Annotated in this window: 18 protein-coding genes and 3 pseudogenes; 16 read left to right on the forward strand and 5 right to left on the reverse strand. The window is 67.4% G+C overall.

The window, feature by feature from the left end:
• The first annotated feature begins 358 nt into the window (after positions 1 to 358).
• From rplN to rplO, 10 genes are read left to right on the forward strand one after another with little or no spacing between them, the layout of a single operon-like run.
• Positions 359 to 727 (forward strand): 50S ribosomal protein L14, encoded by a 369-nt coding sequence (gene rplN / locus EET03_RS04140; RefSeq protein ID WP_023370951.1) that lies wholly within the window; start codon positions 359 to 361, stop codon positions 725 to 727.
• Positions 728 to 1045, forward strand: coding sequence for a 50S ribosomal protein L24 (gene rplX / locus EET03_RS04145; protein WP_036398370.1), 318 nt, complete (start codon positions 728 to 730; stop codon positions 1043 to 1045). It begins immediately after the preceding gene.
• Complete coding sequence (gene rplE / locus EET03_RS04150; protein ID WP_023370955.1) at positions 1045 to 1608, forward strand: 50S ribosomal protein L5; 564 nt, start codon at positions 1045 to 1047, stop codon at positions 1606 to 1608. Before rplX ends, rplE begins: the two co-directional genes overlap by 1 nt.
• A 4-nt stretch (positions 1609 to 1612) precedes the next feature.
• The gene (locus EET03_RS04155) at positions 1613 to 1798 is read left to right on the forward strand and encodes a type Z 30S ribosomal protein S14 (RefSeq protein WP_011739072.1); all 186 of its coding nucleotides are present in this window, start codon (positions 1613 to 1615) and stop codon (positions 1796 to 1798) included.
• A 26-nt stretch (positions 1799 to 1824) separates the two neighbouring features.
• Complete coding sequence (gene rpsH / locus EET03_RS04160; protein ID WP_036398368.1) at positions 1825 to 2223, forward strand: 30S ribosomal protein S8; 399 nt, start codon at positions 1825 to 1827, stop codon at positions 2221 to 2223.
• A gap of 23 nt (positions 2224 to 2246) precedes the next feature.
• Positions 2247 to 2786, forward strand: a complete 540-nt coding sequence (gene rplF, locus EET03_RS04165; protein WP_075542240.1) for a 50S ribosomal protein L6 — start codon at positions 2247 to 2249, stop codon at positions 2784 to 2786.
• A gap of 41 nt (positions 2787 to 2827) precedes the next feature.
• Complete coding sequence (gene rplR, locus EET03_RS04170; RefSeq protein WP_036391499.1) at positions 2828 to 3196, forward strand: 50S ribosomal protein L18; 369 nt, start codon at positions 2828 to 2830, stop codon at positions 3194 to 3196.
• Positions 3197 to 3215: 19 nt separating this feature from the next.
• Positions 3216 to 3869, forward strand: a complete 654-nt coding sequence (gene rpsE, locus EET03_RS04175; RefSeq protein WP_063469954.1) for a 30S ribosomal protein S5 — start codon at positions 3216 to 3218, stop codon at positions 3867 to 3869.
• The gene (gene rpmD, locus EET03_RS04180; RefSeq protein WP_075542242.1) at positions 3866 to 4075 is read left to right on the forward strand and encodes a 50S ribosomal protein L30; all 210 of its coding nucleotides are present in this window, start codon (positions 3866 to 3868) and stop codon (positions 4073 to 4075) included. The genes rpsE and rpmD overlap by 4 nt, the downstream gene beginning before the upstream one ends.
• Complete coding sequence (gene rplO, locus EET03_RS04185) at positions 4072 to 4512, forward strand: 50S ribosomal protein L15 (RefSeq protein WP_075542243.1); 441 nt, start codon at positions 4072 to 4074, stop codon at positions 4510 to 4512. Before rpmD ends, rplO begins: the two co-directional genes overlap by 4 nt.
• Before the next feature lie 68 nt (positions 4513 to 4580).
• On the opposite strand, the gene EET03_RS04190 is transcribed toward rplO, so the two are convergent.
• The gene (locus EET03_RS04190) at positions 4581 to 5510 is read right to left on the reverse strand and encodes an LLM class flavin-dependent oxidoreductase (protein ID WP_075542244.1); all 930 of its coding nucleotides are present in this window, start codon (positions 5508 to 5510) and stop codon (positions 4581 to 4583) included.
• 50 nt (positions 5511 to 5560) lie between these two features.
• Here EET03_RS04190 and sppA point away from each other — a divergent pair, with 50 nt between their 5' ends.
• Positions 5561 to 7351 (forward strand): signal peptide peptidase SppA, encoded by a 1791-nt coding sequence (sppA, locus tag EET03_RS04195; RefSeq protein WP_075542245.1) that lies wholly within the window; start codon positions 5561 to 5563, stop codon positions 7349 to 7351.
• Here the strand turns inward: sppA and EET03_RS04200 are convergent.
• Together EET03_RS04200 and EET03_RS04205 are read right to left on the reverse strand one after the other, a co-directional pair.
• Positions 7348 to 8262, reverse strand: a complete 915-nt coding sequence (locus tag EET03_RS04200) for a class I SAM-dependent methyltransferase (protein WP_075542246.1) — start codon at positions 8260 to 8262, stop codon at positions 7348 to 7350. The genes sppA and EET03_RS04200 overlap by 4 nt on opposite strands.
• Positions 8263 to 8358: 96 nt before the next feature.
• A complete protein-coding gene (locus tag EET03_RS04205) occupies positions 8359 to 9057 on the reverse strand; it encodes a class I SAM-dependent methyltransferase (RefSeq protein WP_063469960.1) in 699 nt (232 codons plus the stop codon).
• 66 nt (positions 9058 to 9123) lie between these two features.
• Here EET03_RS04205 and EET03_RS04210 point away from each other — a divergent pair, with 66 nt between their 5' ends.
• From EET03_RS04210 to EET03_RS04220, 3 genes and pseudogenes are all read left to right on the forward strand, one after another.
• Positions 9124 to 9897, forward strand: coding sequence for an SDR family NAD(P)-dependent oxidoreductase (locus EET03_RS04210; protein WP_063469961.1), 774 nt, complete (start codon positions 9124 to 9126; stop codon positions 9895 to 9897).
• Positions 9894 to 10615 (forward strand): annotated as a pseudogene (locus EET03_RS04215) (alcohol dehydrogenase catalytic domain-containing protein); the annotation flags it as partial. The gene EET03_RS04210 and the pseudogene EET03_RS04215, both read left to right, overlap by 4 nt.
• Positions 10510 to 11322 (forward strand): annotated as a pseudogene (locus EET03_RS04220) (helix-turn-helix transcriptional regulator). The pseudogenes EET03_RS04215 and EET03_RS04220, both read left to right, overlap by 106 nt.
• Positions 11323 to 11377: 55 nt before the next feature.
• Here the strand turns inward: EET03_RS04220 and EET03_RS04225 are convergent.
• Positions 11378 to 12049: an L-fuculose-phosphate aldolase gene (locus tag EET03_RS04225; RefSeq protein WP_075542247.1), complete on the reverse strand. Its 672-nt coding sequence runs from the start codon at positions 12047 to 12049 to the stop codon at positions 11378 to 11380.
• On the reverse strand, positions 12046 to 13035 hold the full coding sequence (locus EET03_RS04230; protein ID WP_075542248.1) for an NAD(P)-dependent oxidoreductase: 990 nt from the start codon (positions 13033 to 13035) through the stop codon (positions 12046 to 12048). The genes EET03_RS04225 and EET03_RS04230 overlap by 4 nt, the downstream gene beginning before the upstream one ends.
• Positions 13036 to 13065: 30 nt before the next feature.
• Between EET03_RS04230 and EET03_RS04235 the strand changes: the two are divergent.
• Positions 13066 to 13944 (forward strand): annotated as a pseudogene (locus EET03_RS04235) (FGGY-family carbohydrate kinase); the annotation flags it as partial.
• Between the two features lie 43 nt (positions 13945 to 13987).
• Positions 13988 to 14653 (forward strand): GNAT family N-acetyltransferase, encoded by a 666-nt coding sequence (locus EET03_RS04240; protein WP_063470051.1) that lies wholly within the window; start codon positions 13988 to 13990, stop codon positions 14651 to 14653.
• Positions 14654 to 14657 lie beyond the last annotated feature (4 nt).

The raw sequence follows: 14657 nt of genomic DNA on the forward strand, positions 1-14657 counted from the left end.
CTACTGCGCCCAGCGCAGCGCCATGATGCCCAAACGCCGCCGCACCCGCGCCCAAGACCGCGCATACCGGGTGGCCACCGAACGCCGCCACAACCGCAGCGCCCGCCTGAACCGACGGGCCGAGTCCGCCGGGGATGCGGGACCCGCCCCACCCGACGACGAGCCCCCACCCTTCTAGGTGGCCCTCGAATTTGGCTCTGAACTGGCCGTCCCCTAGACTCTAGGGGTTGCCTTGGGCAGACCTCGGCTGGTGCGCGTAGGCGTTATCGGCCCCGCGTGCCCTTGGGCAGCAAAGACCGCGCACGTCTGGTGTTTGGTGAACCTTGCCGTGCACACGTCAACCAGGTCAGGAGATCTAGTGATTCAGCAGGAATCGCGGCTCAAGGTCGCCGACAACACCGGCGCCAAGGAGATCTTGTGCATCCGCGTGCTCGGCGGATCGTCGCGACGCTATGCCGGCATCGGTGACGTCATCGTCGCCACGGTCAAGGACGCGATTCCCGGCGGCAACGTCAAGCGCGGAGACGTCGTCAAGGCCGTCGTGGTGCGCACCGCCAAGGAACGCCGGCGTCCGGACGGCAGCTACATCAAGTTCGACGAGAACGCCGCGGTGATCATCAAGCCCGACAACGACCCGCGCGGAACCCGCATCTTCGGGCCGGTCGGGCGCGAACTGCGGGAGAAGCGATTCATGAAGATCATCTCGCTGGCCCCGGAGGTGTTGTAGATGAAGGTCCATAAGGGCGACACCGTGCTGGTGATTGCCGGTAAAGACAAAGGGGCCAAGGGCAAAGTCTTGCAGGCCTACCCGGACCGCAACCGGGTACTGGTCGAGGGCGTCAACCGGATCAAGAAGCACACCGCGGTTTCCACCAACCAACGTGGTGCCAGGTCGGGCGGGATCGTCACCCAGGAGGCCCCGATCCACGTCTCCAACGTGATGGTGGTCGACTCCGACGGCAATCCCACCCGAATCGGCTACCGGGTCGACGAGGAAACCGGCAAACGGGTCCGTATCTCGAAGCGCAACGGCAAGGACATCTGATGACCACTGCAGAGAAGACCCTGCCGCGCCTAAAAGAGCGCTACCGCAACGAGATCCGGGGCACGCTGCAAAAGGAGTTCGGCTACCGCAACGTCATGCAGATCCCGACCGTGACCAAGGTCGTGGTCAACATGGGCGTCGGTGAGGCCGCTCGGGACGCAAAGTTGATCAACGGCGCGGTCAACGACCTGGCACTGATCACCGGGCAGCGGCCGGAAATTCGCCGGGCACGTAAGTCCATCGCGCAGTTCAAATTGCGTGAGGGCATGCCGGTCGGCGTGCGCGTCACGCTGCGCGGCGACCGGATGTGGGAGTTCCTCGACCGGCTCACCTCGATCGCGTTGCCGCGTATCCGCGACTTCCGCGGGTTGTCGCCCAAGCAATTCGACGGGGTGGGCAACTACACCTTCGGACTGGCCGAGCAGTCGGTGTTCCACGAGATCGACGTGGACAAGATCGACCGGGTCCGCGGCATGGACATCAACGTCGTCACCTCGGCGACAACCGACGAGGAAGGACGAGTGCTGTTGCGGGCCCTCGGCTTTCCCTTCAAGGAGAACTGAGCAGATGGCGAAGAAGGCACTGGTCAACAAGGCCGCACGCAAACCCAAGTTCGCGGTGCGCGGCTACACCCGATGCAGCAAGTGCGGCCGCCCCCGCGCGGTGTTCCGCAAGTTCGGGTTGTGCCGGATCTGCCTGCGCGAGATGGCGCATGCGGGTGAGCTGCCCGGTGTGCAAAAGAGCAGCTGGTAACGGCGAGGAAGGGCACAGACGCTGTCATGACGATGACGGACCCGATCGCAGACTTCTTGACCCGTCTGCGCAACGCCAATTCGGCGTACCACGATGAAGTGGCTTTGCCGCACTCCAAGATCAAGGCCAACATCGCCCAGATCCTCAAGAACGAGGGCTACATCAGCGACTTCCGCACCGAGGATGCTCGGGTCGGCAAATCGCTGATCGTGCAGCTCAAGTACGGGCCCAGCCGGGAGCGCAGCATCGCCGGTTTGCGCCGGGTGTCCAAGCCGGGGTTGCGGGTCTACGCGAAATCCACCAATCTGCCGCGGGTACTCGGCGGCCTGGGTGTGGCGATCATTTCGACCTCCTCCGGCCTGCTCACCGATCGTCAGGCAGCCAGACAGGGCGTGGGCGGCGAAGTCCTCGCATATGTCTGGTGAGAGTGTGGTGAGAGGAAGCAACCATGTCGCGCATTGGTAAGCAACCCATTCCGGTACCCTCCGGAGTCGACGTCACGATCGACGGCCAGAACATCGCCGTCAAGGGGCCGAAAGGCGCCCTGGACATGACGGTCGCCGAACCAATCACGGTGTCCCGCAACGACGACGGCGCCATCGTCGTCACGCGTCCCAATGATGAGCGGCGCAACCGCTCCCTGCACGGGCTGTCGCGCACCCTGGTGTCCAATCTGGTCACCGGCGTGACCCAGGGATACACCACCAAAATGGAGATCTACGGTGTCGGTTACCGCGTCCAGCTGAAGGGCACCAATCTCGAGTTCGCGCTCGGATACAGCCACCCGGTGGTGATCGAAGCGCCCGAAGGCATCACGTTCGCGGTCCAGGCGCCGACGAAGTTCACGGTGTCCGGGATCGACAAGCAGAAGGTCGGCCAGGTTTCGGCGAATATCCGCCGGCTGCGTCGTCCCGACCCTTACAAGGGCAAGGGCGTGCGCTATGAAGGCGAACAGATCCGCCGCAAGGTCGGGAAGACAGGTAAGTAGTCATGGCGCAATCACAGGCTGAAACCGCTGCGCGAAAGTCGGTGGGGCAGAGCGTATCCGCGACCCGGCGCGTCTCCCGGCTGCGCAGGCACGCACGGCTGCGCAAGAAGATCGCCGGCACCCCGCAGCGTCCCCGGCTGGTGGTACACCGGTCCGCGCGGCACATTCACGTGCAACTGGTGAACGATCTCAACGGCACCACCCTGGCCGCCGCGTCCTCGATCGAAGCCGATGTGCGTGGTCTGGACGGGGACAAGAAAGCGCGTAGCGTGCGGGTCGGCCAGTTGATCGCCGAACGTGCCAAGGCGGCCGGCATTGACACCGTGGTGTTCGACCGCGGCGGCTACAGCTACGGCGGGCGGATCGCGGCGCTGGCCGATGCCGCACGCGAGAACGGATTGAACTTCTGATGAACGGGAGGACCGCATAATGGCGGAACAGTCGGCTGGCGGGCAAGGCGCCCCAGACAGCCGCGACTCGCGTGACGGCCGGGGCCGGCGCGACAGCGGCCGCGGCGGCCGCGACGGCGACAAGAGCAATTACTTGGAGCGTGTCGTGGCCATCAACCGGGTTTCCAAGGTGGTCAAGGGTGGTCGGCGGTTCAGCTTCACCGCGCTGGTCATCGTTGGCGACGGCAACGGGATGGTCGGTGTCGGCTACGGCAAGGCCAAGGAGGTTCCGGCCGCCATCGCCAAAGGGGTCGAGGAGGCTCGCAAGGGCTTTTTCCGGGTTCCGTTGATCCGCGGCACGATTACCCACCCGGTGCAGGGTGAGGCGGCCGCCGGCGTGGTGCTGTTGCGCCCGGCCAGCCCCGGTACCGGTGTGATCGCCGGTGGCGCCGCCCGTGCGGTGCTGGAATGTGCTGGCGTGCACGACATCCTGGCGAAATCGCTGGGCAGCGACAACGCGATCAACGTGGTGCACGCCACCGTCGCCGCGCTGAAGATGCTGCAGCGTCCCGAGGAGGTGGCCGCTCGGCGCGGTCTGCCCATCGAGGACGTCGCTCCGGCCGGCATGCTGAAGGCGCGGCGCGAAAGTGACGCGCTTGCCGCCGCCGCGGCGCGCGAGGCGGCGCAGCCATGAGCCAACTCAAGATCACCCAGGTGCGTAGCACCATCGGGGCCCGTTGGAAGCAGCGCGAAAGCCTGCGCACCCTGGGTTTGCGGCGGATTCGCCATTCGGTGATTCGCGAGGACAACCCACAGACCCGCGGGCTGATCGCGGTGGTGCGGCACCTCGTCGAGGTGGAGTCCACAAACGTAGAGGCGACCGGAGGTACGACGACGTGACCATCAAGCTGCACGATCTGCGGCCGGCGCCCGGATCGAAGACCGCACGCACCCGCGTCGGGCGCGGTGAGGGCTCCAAGGGCAAGTCAGCGGGGCGTGGCACCAAGGGCACCAAGGCCCGCAATCAGGTACCGGTGACCTTTGAGGGTGGGCAGATGCCCATCCACATGCGACTGCCCAAGCTCAAGGGATTCCGTAACCGATTCCGCACCGAGTACGAGATCGTCAACGTCGGCGACATCAACCGGCTGTTCCCGCAGGGCGGCGCCATCGGCGTCGACGACCTGGTCGCCAAGGGAGCGGTTCGCAAGAACGCTCTGGTCAAGGTGCTCGGTGACGGCAAGCTGACCGTCAAGGTCGACCTCACCGCGCACAGGTTCAGCGGGAGCGCCCGCGACAAGATCACCGCCGCGGGCGGGTCCGCCACCGAGCTTTAGTACCGCGAGCAGACGCAAAAGCCCCCGACACGCCGAGCGTGCGGGGGCTTTTGCGTCTGCTCGCGCAACTAGCCCAGCCGCGGAATCACCTCGGCGGCAAGGCGTTCCATCTGATCGCGGTTCTGCGCGACGTCGGCGCCCACCGGGTTGAGCAGCAGCATCCGGGCCCCGGCGTCGATCACTTCGACCAGTCCGCGGACAACATCGTCGGGCGTGCCCGCCACCGCCGCCGAATCGATGCCGGACATCCTGCCGCCGTAGATGGCGCCTAACCCGTCGAGCACCCGCTCGCGGGCCCGGTCGCCGTCGTCGTCCACCATCAGATAAACCCGTTTGCCGATGGTGAAGGTTGCCGGATCCTGGTGTTGTTCGCCGAGCTCACGGCGCACGACGGTGACGGCTTGGGCAAAGTCGGCCGTTGTCGACGAACCCGCGCCCAGGAACGCGTCACCGTGGCGCACCGCTCTGGCCAGCGCCGTGGGCGCCCGGCCGCCGAACCAGATCGGCGGGTGTGGTCGCTGCACCGGTTTGGGCGCGATGGGCAGGTTGTCGACGTCGCGGAACCGGCCGTGGAATGTCACCCGCGGCTCGTCGGACCACGCCGCTTTCATCAAGGCCAGGCCCTCGGTGAAATATCGGACGTAGGTGGCCTTGTCGACGCCGAAAGCCGCGAATCTGCGGGAACCGCCACCGGCCGCAATACCGAGATCGAGGCGGCCGTGGCTGAGCCGGTCGACGGCGGTCACCGCCGAGGCCAGCTGCAACGGATCATGCAGCGAGGTCACCAGAACGCCGACCCCGAGCCGTAGCCGCTCGGTACAGGCAGCCGAATATGCCAACAGCTCCAACGGCGCCAGCAGCGGTGATTCGCCGACAATCTGCTCGAGCACCCATCCGCCGTCGAACCCCAGCTCCTCGGCGCGACCCAGATACGAGCGCAGCCCGGCGGTGTCGAAGTCGTCGTAGTCCAGTTGGGGGATCGCGATGCAAAACCGCACACCTTCACCGTACGGTGGCTGCCCGCCGGCTATCGGTAGGCTGGGTAAACATGTTCGCCTTACTGTCTTTTCTGCCCGGCGTCGACGACGTGCGCGCCCTGGCTGACCGGGTCGACACCGCGTGCCACCACGGCGTGCCCAACGGCTGCGTGCTCGAATTCAATCTGCGCAACATGCCGGTGGAGACGACGGGTTTCGACCCGCTGACAATCCTGTCCGGAGGCGGCCGGCCAATGGCCCTGCGCGACGCCGTCGCCGCGATCCATCGGGCCGCCGAGGATCCACGGGTCGCCGGAATGATTGCGCGCGTCCAGCTTCCGCCGTCGCCCGCCGGCGCCGTTCAGGAACTTCGGGAGGCCATCGCGGCCTTCAGTGCCGTCAAGCCGTCGGTGGCCTGGGCGGAAACCTATCCGGGCACGCTGTCCTACTACCTGGCTTCGGCATTCCGCGAGATCTGGCTGCAGCCCTCGGGAAGCGTCGGGCTGATCGGCTTTGCCAGCAACGCGATGTTCTTGCGCGACGCGCTGGACAAGGCCGGTATCGAAGCCGAGATCGTCACGCGAGGCGAATATAAGTCGGCGGCAAACCTTTTCACCGAAGACGGTTACACCGACGCCCATCGCGAGGCTGTCACCCGGATGTTGGAAAGCATGCAGAGCCAGGTGTGGCACGCGGTCGCCGAATCTCGCGGCATAGACGTCGACGTGCTCAACGAGCTGGCCGACCGGGCTCCGCTGCTGCGCGACGAGGCGGTGGCCTCCGGGCTGATCGACCGGATCGGATTCCGCGACGAGGTCTACGCTCGGATGACGGAACTGGTTGGGATAGAAGGTGTTTCGTCGGAGTCTGTCGACACCGACGAGAAGCCGCCGCGAATGTACCTGGCGCGCTACGCGGGGACCGCGCGGTCGCGACTGGCGCCACCGGTACCGTCGATACCCGGCCGCCGATCCAAGCCGACGATAGCGGTGGTCACCGTGGAAGGACCGATCGTCAACGGACGCGGTGGGCCACAGGGCCTTCCGTTCGGCCCGTCCAGCGCCGGTGGCGACACCATCGCGGCGGCGCTGCGGGAGGTGGCCGCCGACGACTCGATTTCGGCGATCGTGCTGCGGGTGGACAGTCCCGGGGGATCGGTCACCGCGTCGGAGACCATCTGGCGTGAGGTGAAGCGGGCCCGTCGCCGCGGCAAGCCCGTCGTCGCATCGATGGGTGCGGTCGCCGCCTCCGGCGGCTACTACGTTTCGATGGCGGCAGATGCGATCGTCGCCAATCCCGGCACCATCACCGGTTCCATCGGGGTGATCACCGGGAAACTGGTGGTTCGCGATCTGAAGGACCGGCTGGGGGTCGGGTCGGAAACGCTGCGCACCAACGCCAACGCCGACGCCTGGTCGATAGACGAGCCGTTCACGCCGGAACAGCGGGCCCGGCGGGAGGCGGAGGCTGATCTGTTCTACGGTGACTTCGTGGCGCGCGTCGCCGAGGGCCGCAACCTCAGCACCGAGGCCGTCGATATGGTGGCCCGAGGCCGGGTCTGGACCGGTGCCGATGCGCTCGAGCGTGGCCTGGTCGACGAACTCGGCGGCTTCCGCACGGCGGTGCGCCGCGCGAAAATCCTGGCGGGACTGGACGAGGACACCGAGGTTCGCCTGGTCAGCTATCCGGGCTCGTCGCTGTTGGACCTACTACTGCCGCGCATGTCGTCGCGACCGGCGGCGGCCTCGGTACCCGATGCCGTCGGGACGCTGCTGATTCGCTCGATCGCCGGTGTCGTCGAGGGTATCGAGCAGACGTTCAGCGGCGCCAGCGCGATATGGCTGGGGCAGTCGCGCCTCTAGGCGGACAAGACGGCGCTGATGAAGATGATCTCGCCGAGCGGATCGTCGTCGTCGGGATCGGGCACGGGAATGCCGGCGCGCCGGAACAGTTCGGCTCGGGTCACACCCTCGACGTCCCAGCCCTTGGCACTCAGGTAGTCGACGACGTGGTTGCGGTCGCCGGGGTACACCAGCGACGCCATGTCGATGTCGATGCCGTGTTCCCGGAAGGCCGCCGACCTCTCCCGGATCCGGTCGGCATCGAAATCCACTATGCCCGGCACGAATTCGGTGGCGATGGTGCTGCCCGGGACGCTGAGCGCGGCGATGTCGTCGAACAGCCGGTCCTGGGCTTGCGGCGGTAGGTAGATCAGCAGTCCTTCGGCCAACCACGCCGTCGGTGCGGCCGGATCCAGGCCCGCCGCCCGCAGTGCCGTCGGCCAATCGCCGCGCAGATCGATCGGGATCACCCGCCGAGACGCGGTCGGCTCGGCACCCAGCCGGGCCAACGTGGTTGTCTTGAACTCGGCCACCCGGGGCTGGTCGAGTTCGTAGACCACGGTCCCGGCCGGCCACGGCAGCCGGTAGGCTCGCGCGTCCAGGCCGGACGCCAGGATCACCGCCTGCCGGATTCCGCCGCCGGCGGCGTTGCTGAAGTAGTCGTCGAAGTACTTGGTGCGCACCGCCATTCCGTCGACCATTGCCTGTGCCCGGGCCGGCGACACATCTGGGAAGGCCGTCATATCGAGGTCGCCGTCCATCATTTTGATGAAGAAGTCGACGCCGACGGCGCGCACCAGCGGTTCGGCGAAGGGATCGTTGATCAACCCGCGGGGATCTTTGGTCGCCATCGCGCGCCCCGCGGCGACCATGGTCGCGGTGACACCGACGCTGGAGGCCAGATCCCAGCTGTCATCGTGAGTGCGTGCCATGTCCGTCCTGTCCGGGTCTAGTTGGGTTCCGATGACGTAGCTTATGTCGCTCGCCGGCTGCCACCGTCGGTCCGGTGCGTCGTGACTCGATGCATATCATTCGGTTTGCTGCCCGGTGGTCCGGGTACGGGTGGCGCGATAGTAGGTGAGCCGCCCGAAGACACGATGCCGTTGAGAATCGACCTCGGCGCAATCGAACCCCGCCGCCGTCAGCAGTCGCGGAATCGCATCGCCGAGGTTGCCGGCACCGTGGTGGCCGCGCACGATGAGCCGCGCGGCCAAGCCGTCGCGATCGGTCAGGTCACCCCCCATGTCGACCAGGTGCAGCCGGCCGCCGGGCCGCAGGACCCGGAATGCCTCTGCCGCCGCGGCGGTTTTGGCCGCATCGTCCAGGTGGTGCAGCATCATCGACGACAGCACCCGGTCGAATTCGCCGTCGGGGTAGGGCAGCTGCTGGGCATAACAACGTTCGAAACGAATTCCGGTCAGCTGCACTGACTTTCGCTGCGCCCGGCGTAATGCCAGCGGGTCGGGATCACAGCCGACCAGCTGCGCCGCAGGGTGGGCATGTTTGACCCGGATTGCCAGATTCCCGGTGCCACAACCGATTTCCAGGACACGCTGGTCGTCGTCGATATCGGCCTGCGCGATGAGCGTCTCGTAGACCCGGGTGAATCCCAAGAGCCGTGCCAACAGATCGTAGAGCGGCAGCAGCGCATCATGGCCCGCAGCCGGGAAGTAGTCATGCCGTTTTCCGAGGGTGCTGACGAGGCGATGCAGATGATGGTGGGCCACGTAAGCCAGGATAAAGCGCTGGCTTTGGGCAGCCCCGCACGGCAACCTTGAACTATGTCGTACGCAATGGCCGGCAAGCGGGTGTTGATCACGGGTGCATCCTCGGGGGTGGGAGCGGCCCTGGCCAGGCAGTTGGCCGCTCGGGAGGCGGTGGTCGGGCTGATCGCCCGGCGGCGGGACCGGCTGGCTGAGGTGTTGGCCGACTGCCGCAGGACCTCGCCGGAGTCGGCGATGTGGGCCGCCGACCTGGGCGACACCCCCGCGGCCGCACGGCTGGCATTACAAGCCTGGCATGCCCTGGGTGGCATCGACGTACTGGTGAACAACGCGGCAATACCCAGACGCCGGGCCGTGACCGCGCTGAAGCCGGCTGACGTGGAGGAGGTGATGCGGGTCAACTTCTTCGCCCCGATGCGGATGACGCTGGCGCTGCTGCCGCGGATGCTGGCTCGCCGGTCCGGCGTTATCGTCAATGTGTCGAGCGTCGGCGGACGACTCGGCATCATCCACGAAGCTGCCTATTGCGCAAGCAAATTCGCGCTGTGCGGCTGGAGCGAGGCGCTGGCGGTCGATCTGGCGGGCACCGGAGTATCGGTGAAGCTGATCCAGCCGGGTCCGGTGGACACCGAGATCTGGGACCGGCCGGACAACGACGAACCTCTTTACCGGGGGCCCAAGGTCGGCGCCGACCTGGTGGCCGAGGGCATCGTCGCGGCCATCGGCAGCGACCGGTTCGAGCACTATCTGCCTGAGTTGATGGCCCTCAAAGACGTCGTCGACGCCAAGAACGCCGACCTGGACGCGTTCATAGCCGGCGCGGCGGCCATGACCTGGCAATGAGGGCACTGGTTTACGGCGTGCCACCCGGGCCGTTCGAGGTCCCCGATGATGCCAACGCCCTTACCCAGAACCTGGCCCACAGCCCGACGGGGCTGCGGCAACTGCCCGACCCGCGGTTACTGCGCCCGGACTGGGTGATCACCCGACCGCGGCTGACGGGCATCTGCGGGTCTGATTCCAAGCAGATCCTGATGGACTTCGACGAGCACGACGCCGACAACGCCATGGCCGCATTCTGTTCCTTCCCGCAGGTCATGGGCCACGAGGTGGTCGCCGACGTCGTCGAGCTGGGACCGGAGGCCCGCGGCGTCGAGGTGGGCCAGCGGGTCGTGCTCAATCCGTGGCTGTCCTGCGGGCCACGTGGCATCGAACCGCCGTGTCCGGCCTGCGAAGCCGGCGACTACAGCCTGTGCTGGAGCTTCGCCGACGGTGACATCAAACCCGGAATCCACACCGGGCTGTCCGCCACGTGACCGGCGGGTACGCCGAGCTGATGCCCGCCCACCACAGCATGCTGTTCGCCGTTCCCGACTCCGTTCCCGACGAGGCGGCCGTGTTCGCCGACCCGTTCTCGGTGTCGCTGCATGCGATCACCCGCCATCCGCCGCCGCGCTGCGGCCGGGTGCTGGTGCACGGCGCCGGCTCGCTCGGATTGTGTGCACTGGCGGTGACCGCGGCAACCTTGGTGAGCCGGGTCGTCACATCCACGATTTCCCGGCGCTGATACGTCCCCGCGGCGGGGGTGGTGTACGTGGCGGCCGCCGGTGAGGTGATCGACCCCGCTCAGGTGGGTGATGCCGACGACGGGGTCGCGGTGTTCTTCGATCCCGCCGCGCTCGGTGAGGACGGCCGAACGCCGTGGCCGGCGTGGCGGGCGCACCCGCTGCTCTTCCCGTTCCTGCACGGTCGGCCCGGTGGGCTGCTACGGCTGCAGGTGCCGATGGCCCGACGGTCGTCGGGGACCAGGCGATCCGGTCGATCGAAGCCGAACTGACCGGGCGGCTGGAGGGCTACCGGAAAACGGGCCTAGCCCATCTCACGCTGCTGCTGATCGACCTCGCCCGCCTGGCCGACGATGTGGTCGTCGACCTACGGCGCAGCGGTGAACCGCTGCTGGCTGAGGTGTTCGAGGTGATCGACCGGCGTCACGCCGAGCCGTTGTCGCTGCGTGATGTGGCGCGCGAGCTCGGCATGAGCCCGGGACACCTGACCACTGTCGTGCGCCGCCGCACCGGACGCACGGTCGGCGAGTGGATCGTCGAGCGCCGCATGGCGCAGGCTCGCGGCTTGCTGGCCGACACCGATCTTCCGGTCAGCGAGGTGGCCCGGCGGGTGGGCGTCGGCGATCCCGGCTACTTCAGCAGACTGTTCAGCCGCACCCATTGCGCCTCACCGCGGCAGTGGCGGGAGCTGGGCCGAGAGTGAATCTCACGACGGCTTCGCGGCGTGTCGCGTCGTACGGTTCACAGTCGGCGCGCAGCTAAGTATTGGCGCGGAGATAACCGTAGACGCCGGCGAAATTGCGGTTCACGTCCTCGGGAATGGGCACCGGCCCGCCGAGAGCGCGTGCGCCCCAGACGATTTGGGCGGTCCGTTCGACCAGGGCGGTGACGTGCAAGACCTTGTCCGGCCGGGGCCCGACGGCCACCAGGCCGTGGTTGGCGATCAGGGCTGCGGCGCGGTCCTGCAAAGCCCGCACCGCGTTGCGCCCCACCTCGGGAGTGCCGGACGCGGCGTATTCGGTGCAGCGCACGTCCCCGCCGCAGTAGACGGCGAACTCGTCGATGCAGGCCGGAATCGGCTGATGGGCGATGGCGAACATGGTCGCCCAAACCGGATGGCTGTGGATGACGCTGCCGATGTCGTCGAACGCCTGGTAACACGCCAGATGCAGCTTCATCTCCGTCGACGGCGAGCGGCCCGGCTTGGCTTGCAGTACAGCGCCTTCCGGGTCGACGAGTACCAGGTCATCGAGGACCATGTCGCTGTAGTCGACCGAGGACGGCGTGATCACGATGTTGCCGTCGCAGCGCCGGGCGGAGATATTGCCCGCCGTTCCTTCGACCAGGCCGCGCCGCAGCATGTCTTGAGCGGCCGCCAGCACCGCAGCCTCCGGGTTCACGACGGATTTCGCGGATTTCACCGATGTCATGAGCCGAGCACCTCCGGGTTGACGATATGGGTGGGCCGGTTGCCGGACAGCAGCGCCTCCAGGTCGTCGGCCACCAGCTGCGCCTGCCGGGCCTCAGTGTTCCACGTTGCCCCGCCGATGTGTGGGGTGAGCACGACGTTGGGCAGGCCCGTCAGCGGATGCTCGGCCGGCAGCCATTCCCCGGCGAAGTGGTCCAACCCGGCGGCGGCCACCTTGCCGCCGCGCAACGCCTCCACCAACGCGTCGATGTCGTGCAGCTGCGCCCGGGCGGTGTTGAGGAAGACGACGCCGTCGCGCATGGCCGCGAACTGCTCAGCGCCGATCATGCCCACGGTGTCGTCGGTGACCGGTGCATGTAGGGAGATGACGTCGGATTCGGCGAGCAACTCGTCGAGGCCGTGGCGGGCTTCGTCGTTGTACGGGTCGTGGGCGATGACCCGCAAACCCAGCCCGGAAAGCCGCCACCGCACAGCTCTGCCCACCGCACCCAGACCCACCAGACCCGCGGTGAGCCCGGCGATCTCCCAGCCGCGGAACCGCCGATAGGGAATCAAACCGTCGCGAAACATGTTGCCGGAGCGCACATCTGCGTCTGCGGTGAGCACGTGACGGGTGGCGGCCAGCAGTAGCGCTACCGTCATCTCGGCGACCGCGTCGGCGTTGCGGGCCGGGGTCTTCAGCACCGGGACGCCGGCCGCGGTGGCGTCAGCGATGTCGACATTGTTGGGATCCCCACGGGTGGCCGCTACGGCAATCAGGGCCCGCGACCTCTGCTCGAAAACCGGACCGTTGACCGAATCCGATTCCACCACAACGATATCGGCGGCTTCGGCGACGATCCGTTGAGCCAGCTGCTCGGCGCTGTAGATGCGCAGTGGGGTCTGGTCTATCCAGGGGTCGTACACGACATCGGCCAGGTGCTGTAGTTTGGCCAGCCCCGGTCCCCGCAGCGGGGCCGTCACCAGGGCGCGCGGTCGAGACGTCACGTATGCCAATGCTGGCGTACCGTGGCGCCCGTGTCACGTGAAGCCGTCACAATGGGCATCGACATCGGCAGCACAGCGGTCAAAGCGGTGGTCGCCGACGAGAACGGCAACGTCAAAGCGCGGGTGCGGATCCCGCATCAGCTGCGGGTGGCGTCGCCCGACCGGCTGGAGCACGATGCCGACGAGGCCTGGCGGCGGGGGCCGTTGGCGGCCCTGGACCAGCTGGCCCCTGCCGCTGCCAAAGCGGTGGCCGTTTCGGCGATGGTGCCCTCGCTGACCGCCGTCGACTCCGACGGCCGGCCCGTCACCCCGGACTGCTGTACGGCGACAGCAGGGGCCGGATACCCGGGGCAAGAGCCAGATCGGCGGGGCCAGCAATGCCGGGGGCTTGTTTCTCGGCTGGGTGGATCGCGTTGTGGCATCGGGTGATCCGGCTGCTGCCGATCCACGCCGGGTACCGATCTGGCTGCCTTACATTCGTGGCGAACGCACGCCGTTCCATGATCCCGACCGCCGGGCGCTGCTCGACGGCCTGGACTCACCCAGGACCCCGCATCGGTTCGGCGGGCGGCCTTCGAAGCATCGGGCTTCGTGGTTCGCCAGCTGATCGAGTTGAGCGGGGCGCCGGCCTTGCGGCTCGTCGCATCCGGTGGCGGCACCCGCGTCCAACCCTGGCTGCAGGCCATCGCCGAGGCGACCGGCCGGCCGGTGCAGGTGTCCCGCGTGGCCGAGGGAGCTGCCCTGGGCGCGGCTTTCCTCGGGCGCATGGCGGCCGGTCTGGAGTCGTCGATCACCGACGCCGCCCGCTGGGCCTCGATCGAGCGGGTCGTGGAACCCCGTCTGGACTGGATCGGTCCGACCAAACAGCGCTATCGGCGGTTCCTGGAGCTCAGTGGATCAAAGTGGCCTAGCGGGTGGCGCGACACCGGGTATGTCGTTCTACGCTTATGCAATGACAGACCACGACCAGACTGCCGTCCGCCGCGAGATCGCAGATGCCTTGTACGCCGCACTTGAACGTCGGCACGAGGTCGCCGACGCCATTGTCGAGGCCGAGAACAAAGCGGCCGCGGTCGAGGCGATCGTGACGCTGCTGGGCACCTCGCATGTGGCCGCCGAAGCGGTGATGAGCATGTCCTTCGACCAGCTCACCCAGGATGCGCGCAAGCAGATCCTGGCCGAACTCGAAGACCTGAACCAACAGCTGACTTTCGCCGCGAAAGACCGTCCGGCCAGCTTCGGCGAGAGCCTGGAGCTGCGGCCCTTCTCCGCCGACGAAGACCGTGACATCTTCGCCGCACGCACCGCGGAAATGGGTGCGGCCGGCGACGGTTCCGGCGGGCCCGCCGGCAACCTCGATGACGAGATCAGGGCGGCGATCAGCCGAGTCGACGACGAGGAGGCGGCCTGGTTTGTCGCCGTCGATTCCGGGGAGAAGGTCGGCATGGTGTTCGGCGAGCTTCTCCACGGCGAGGTGAACGTCCGGATCTGGATACGCCCCGAGCACCGTAAGAAGGGTTACGGCACGGCGGCACTGCGTAAGTCGCGCTCGGAGATGGCGTGGGCTTTCCCGGCCGTTCCCATGGTCGTCCGCGCGCCGGCAGCCCATCCGGCCTAGTGGT

The organism is Mycobacterium innocens (assembly GCF_900566055.1).
Taxonomy (GTDB): Bacteria; Actinomycetota; Actinomycetes; order Mycobacteriales; family Mycobacteriaceae; genus Mycobacterium; species Mycobacterium innocens.